Annotated in this window: 6 protein-coding genes; all 6 read right to left on the bottom strand. The window is 58.2% G+C overall.

Going from position 1 to position 5,652, the window contains the following annotated elements:
* Nucleotides 1-344: ATP-binding cassette domain-containing protein (locus PHP98_10940; protein ID MDD5484143.1), on the bottom strand; the 344-nt coding region annotated here is incomplete at its 3' end.
* 117 nt (nucleotides 345-461) lie between these two features.
* Nucleotides 462-1,433 (bottom strand): efflux RND transporter periplasmic adaptor subunit, encoded by a 972-nt coding sequence (locus PHP98_10945; GenBank protein ID MDD5484144.1) that lies wholly within the window; start codon nucleotides 1,431-1,433, stop codon nucleotides 462-464.
* Nucleotides 1,430-2,743, bottom strand: a complete 1,314-nt coding sequence (locus PHP98_10950; GenBank protein ID MDD5484145.1) for a TolC family protein — start codon at nucleotides 2,741-2,743, stop codon at nucleotides 1,430-1,432. The genes PHP98_10945 and PHP98_10950 overlap by 4 nt, the downstream gene beginning before the upstream one ends.
* Before the next feature lie 167 nt (nucleotides 2,744-2,910).
* Nucleotides 2,911-3,681 carry an enoyl-CoA hydratase-related protein gene (locus PHP98_10955; protein ID MDD5484146.1) on the bottom strand — a complete coding sequence of 257 codons (771 nt, stop codon included), beginning with the start codon at nucleotides 3,679-3,681 and terminating at the stop codon, nucleotides 2,911-2,913.
* 46 nt (nucleotides 3,682-3,727) lie between these two features.
* A complete protein-coding gene (locus tag PHP98_10960) occupies nucleotides 3,728-5,125 on the bottom strand; it encodes an efflux transporter outer membrane subunit (protein ID MDD5484147.1) in 1,398 nt (465 codons plus the stop codon).
* Nucleotides 5,122-5,652 (bottom strand): efflux RND transporter permease subunit (locus PHP98_10965; GenBank protein ID MDD5484148.1); only part of this gene is annotated, 531 nt, incomplete at its 5' end. The genes PHP98_10965 and PHP98_10960, both read right to left, overlap by 4 nt.

Below are 5,652 nucleotides of genomic sequence, written 5' to 3' on the forward strand. Positions count from 1 at the left end.
GGCTTGTGGTGGGCATAGAGAACCGGCAGCAAGACGTTTTCCAGGGCGGTGGTGCGCGGCAGAAGGTTAAAGTGCTGGAAGACAAAACCGATGGAAGTGTTTCGTATTTCCGCCAGGGCGTCATCGGAAAGATGGTGAATGTCATGGCCGAAGAGATTATAATTGCCGTCGTCAAGCACATCCAGCAGGCCGAGAATATGCAGGAGGGTTGATTTTCCGGATCCGGAAGGGCCCATGATGGCCGTGAATTCGCCCTCGGCAATGGCCAGCGAAACGCCCTGCAGGGCGCGCACCGCCGTTTCCCCCCGGTCGTAAGTCTTGACGGCATTGCTGATTTTGATCATGGCAAAAGACGTTTTTTTGCCGCCCGCTTCGCAGGACGCGGAGGCGAGGAAGTGGTTTGTTCCTGCGTTACTTCGCGCCTTTCCGGCGTACGCGGGCGGCGAATTTTACTTGCGCAATTATCTTCGCCGGAACGGGCTAAACGGATTGACGTTGTCTTTTTTTGATTCCGGAAAACGGGTGGAAGCGACCAGCACGGAATCGCCCTCCTCCAGGCCGGAAATGATTTGAACTTTTTTGCCGTCGTTCATCCCGGTTTGGATTTTTGCATTGATTGTTTTGCCGCAGTTGGCCGGGTCGGCCCGCCAGACAATCGTCTCCTTGCCGCTGGAATAAACGGCGCCAGTCGGAAGAGTCAGCACGCCGTTGGTGGTTGCCGTTACGATAAGTATATTGGCGGTCATGCCGCTGCGCATGAAAGCGGGCGTGCTCTCCGGAAGAACGTCAACATAATACATGGTCACGTTATTGACGGTTGTGGCCTCGTAGGCGATGGCGTCCACAATCCCTTTGATTGTCTTGGCGGGATAGGCGTCCAGCGTCAGCTCCGCCGTCTGGCCGAGCCGGACGCGGCCGATATCGGTTTCATCAATCTGTGCCTGGATAATCAGCCGGTCGGACATGACAAACAATTTTTCGTTGGCGGCGACCGTTTGGCCGGGTTCCACGCTCCGGGCGATGATATCGCCGTCAATCGGCGCGACAATCGGCATGGGCTTGTACATTTGTTCCCAGCGGGAGACTTCCTCTTCGCCTTGTGAGCGCGCCGCGTCCAGCAGGACCGCCCGGTCGGTGGAGCTCATCAGGCCCAGAATCTGCCCCTTGCGGACGGCCGCGCCTTCGTCAACGAGCACTTCTTCAATCCGGCCGGCGAGCGGCGGCTTGACTTCAACCCGGTTCTGGGGCTTGATGACGCCGGTGGTCGCCACGGTTACCTTCAGGTCGCCGCGTTCAACCTTGACGGGCGTATAATCCGCCTTGTCCGCGCGGCGCAGATTATGGCGGAGAAAGACGAGCGTGGCGGCCAGGGCGGCAACAACGGCGATGGCCGGGAAAATTTTCTTTATTTTCTGGTTTTTAATTCTTTTCATTTTCCGGCCTTTCCAGTGTGTTCCGCCCCCGGCAGGACCGAGAAACCGACCGCTTTTTCCCATGCGGCCTGGGCGGAAACCGCGCCGAACTCCCTTTCCAGCATGCTTTTCTGATTGGCAATCAGGTCGTTGCCGATGGTGTCCCAATCCTGAAACGTCATCATGCCGTTGGAATATTTTATCTGGGCGATTTCCATGCGGGTCTGGGCCGCCGACAGCAGTTCGTCCTGAAGCCGGGCGCGTTCCACGGCGTTCTGCCAGCCGGTAAAACGTTCTTCCAGGGCGGCCAATATTGAATGGGTGGCGCTGCGCAGCTGGGCCTGCGTGGCGCGCTCTTCAGCCCGCGCCGCGCGCAGGCTGAAGATTGACAATCCGCCGTTGAAAATATTGAGACCGATGCTGGTGCCGAAACTGTATGACTCGTCGTGCGGTATGATGCTTTCGTCGTCGCTGAGCCCGTAATCGGCCGAGACCGACCAGGTCGGCAGAAATTCGGCCCGGGCGACGCGGATGGCTTCGCGCGCGATCACGCACTGGATATCGGCGTTGCGGTATTCTGGTGTCATTTTGACCATCTCCTCAAAATCGGGCGGGGTGGGGGGCGCGACGCGTTGCCAGTCGCCGGTTACCGCGATTTTTGCGTTGTCCTGCCGGCCGAGCGCCTTGTTCAGTTTGCGCCGGGCAACGTTTATTTGCCGCTTGGCCTCCAGAACATCCAGCAGGGCCTGGTTGTAAAAAGCCTGGCTGCGCAGGAGCGAGCCGCGGTCTTCGGTTCCGGCCTTAAAACGCATTTCAATCAATGACAGATTTTCTTTCCGGCGTTCGGCGATTTTTTCGTAAAGAACCAGGGCATCCTGGGCGAACAACAGCGCGGCGAATGTGTCCCTGATATCGGCGCTCAGGTTGGCCTTGATGCGCTGGAGGTTGATCTCGGTCTGGTTGAAACGCGCGCGGCTCTGCCTCAGGCGGGCGATATCCTGCAGGCCGTTGAAGATATTCTGGCTTGCCGATATGCCCGCCCGGTAGGAAGTGGTGGCCTGGTAGCCGGTATCCAGCTCCTGATTGTTCCGCCGCGCGCTGCCGCTGGCCGAGAGTTGCGGCAGGAAGGGGCTGTAACTTCCGAGGAGGTTGGCCCGTGCCGCGTTGACCCCTTCCCGGGCCGCGTAAAGTTCCGGGTTGTTTTCAGCCGCTTCGCGCACGCATTCCTCAAATGTCAGAGGATTTTGCGCCGTCGTATTTGTGCCGTCAACGGCGGAAGATTGGCCGATTGCCAGCGCCGCCGCGCATAAGAACAAAAAACTCGTTTTCACTGCTTCCCTTTCAGGCCGCGGGGTTATATCTTTTCAGACGCCGGAGGGGTTGCAAAAGTTCCCGCCGGCGTGAAAATATTTGCAAGGTTATTTCTTTCTGTTTTCAAAAGCAAGGGTTTTAAAACTTGCGGTGAATATCGCATCTGCAACGCTTCTAAAGCGCGGCGTTACCCCAAGGACGAAAGAACAAGCGATTTTTCTGTTTCCAGATACCTTTCCAGCGGCATATCCACTTGCGCCATAGCCTGTTTGAGCGTCCGCGGCAGCAGGGCGCCGGTTTGCGCGAGGGAGACGCTTGTTTCTTTGAGCTGGTCCGCGCGGACGATCTTATCCACGAGCCCCAGTTCAAGCGCCTGGCCCGCGCTGATGTCTTTTTCATCGGCAAGCAGCGCCCGGGTTTTGGCGTGTCCGAGGAAGCGCGTTAGAAACCACGGCAGCGCCCCCCATGGGGTCAGTTGGGAGTAGGGCGCGCGGTTGATCAGCATGAAATCTTCGGCAACCACCCGCAGGTCGCAGGCCAGGGCCGGCCCGAAAAGGGAAAAGACGGTCTTGCCCGACATGGCCGCGACCGTGAATTCGTTGATGCTGTAAATGCCTTTGACCAATCTATATGTGGCGTTTATCTCGCGGATAAGCTCTTCCTCCAGCGCATGCCGCGCCATGGGGTCCTGCTGATACTTTGGATCGCGGCAATGCAATTCGCGGTAAGCGGCCAGGACTGTTTCAAATTTTTCGGGGGAAGGTATGCCGGGCGGCGGGTAAAAAACCAGGGCATTTGAGGAGCTTTTTTCCTTATCGGAGAGGAACGCCTTCAAATCGTTCACTATTTCCACCAGCATTCCCGGGACATATTCGGAACGCGCCGCGAAATGCAGACAAATTACATCGGAAATCCGCTCGGTTTTGAAAAACCTGGCATGGTTGTTGTTTTTCTTCATATTGTTCCCCTGATTTTTCATTGTTTTAAGGTTGAAAACACGGAAGTCACCCGCCGCCCAAAACCTTGTAGAGCGTTACCAGATTGGCGAGCCGGGCCAGGCGGACGGCGATCAGGCCCTGTTGCGCGCCGTAAAGCGAGCGCTGCGAATCCAGCACCGCCAGATGGCTGTCAATGCCGTTCAGATAGCGCGCTTCGGAAATGCGGTAAGCGGCGGCGGTCGCCTGTACCAGCGATTCCTGGGCTTCCATCTGGGCCAGCAGGCTCTCCCGCCGGGCAAGGGCGTCGGCAACCTCCCGAAAAGCCGTCTGAATCGCCTTTTCGTACTGCGCCAGCAATATGTTGCGGTCGGCTTTGGCCGCGTCCAGCCGGGCCAGGTTCCGGCCGGTGTCAAAGATCGGCACGCTGATTTGCGGCGTGAAGTTCCAGACCGACGAACCGCTCTTGAAGAGGCCGGACAACTGGTCATCCATCGTGCCGTAATTGCCCGTCAGGATGACAGATGGAAAAAATGCGGCCCGCGCCGCGCCGATATTGGCGTGGGCGGACTTGAGCCGGCTCTCGGCCTCCAAAATATCCGGCCGGCGCTGGATGACGGAAGAGGGCAGTCCGGCGCTTATATCCTTCAGGAAAGCGATCGCGCTTAGTTCGTCGGGCAGAAGTTCATCCGGCACCGGCGCGCCGGCCAGGAGGTTGAGGGCGTTTTTATCCAGGGCAATCAGGCCGGCGTACCGGGCGATGTCAATCCGCGCCGCGTCCACGCTGGTCTGGGCCTGGCGCAGTTCCAGTTCGGATGCGTCGCCTGATTCAAACCTCCGCTGGATAAGCTCATAACTGGTTTCCTGGCTGTCCAGGGTGTTTTGGGCAAGAAACAGCCTTTCGCGGTCGGCGGCAAGATTCAGGCAGGCGCCGGCAATTTCAGCCGCCAGGGATATCTGCAGACTGCGGCGGGCGTGCTCGGTGGCAAGGTATTGCTCAAGGGCGCTTTTCTTGAGACTGCGGACCCGCCCGAAAATATCCAATTCGTAGGCGCTGAATCCGAGATTTACGCTGTAATACTCAATGTCCACCTTTTCTTCAAATGAAGCGATATTGGCAAATACTTCCTGCCGCGTGCCGTAGGCCGTGGCGTTAATGGTCGGCAGCAGATCGGCGCGCTGAATGCGGTAGGCGGCCCTTGTTTTTTCCACAAGCATGGCGGCCGCGCGCAGGTCGCGGTTGTTTTCCAGGGCCAGCTCAATTATTTTCTGAAGGTTTGCGTCAATGTAAAAATTGCGCCAGGGAATCTCAACGGACGCGTTGGTTGCGCCGCCGTTTTCGGCCGGCGCGGACCCGCCCGGCCAGGCGCCGGGCACGGGCGCGGCGGGCCTCGTATATTTCGGCATCAAGGTGCATCCGCCCGCAAAAAGAAGGATGATTGCCATCAGCGTCATGCTTTTATTCATAACCGTTTCCCTTGCGCGGCATTGAGGCCGGCTGTTTTGGCCGCCTTGCGTATTCTGCTTTTTCCGAAAGCTTTTTCAACCAGAACATAAAAGAGCGGGGCGAAGATGATTACCAGCACGGTGCCCGTGATCATGCCTCCCAGTACGCCCGTGCCGATTGCATTCTGGGCGCCCGCGCCCGCGCCGGTGGTGATGGCCAGGGGCAGAACGCCGCAGCCGAAAGCCAGCGAGGTCATGACGATCGGCCTGAATCTCAGCTTGGCCCCTTCCAGCGTGGCTTCAATCAGCCCCATGCCCTTTTCCAGCCCGGCCTTGGCGAACTGGACGATCAGAATCGCGTTCTTGGTTGTCAAACCCAGCGTGGTCAGGAGCGCGATCTGAAAATAAACATCATTGGTCATTCCCCGCAGGCCGGAGGCGATGACGCCGCCGATCACGCCCAGCGGTAAAACCAGCAGGATGGCAAAGGGGATGGTCCAGCTCTCGTAAAGCGCCGCCAGCACCAGGAAAATCACGAGCACCGAGAA

The organism is Kiritimatiellia bacterium, from assembly GCA_028715905.1.
GTDB lineage: Bacteria > Verrucomicrobiota > Kiritimatiellia > JAAZAB01 > JAAZAB01 > JAQUQV01.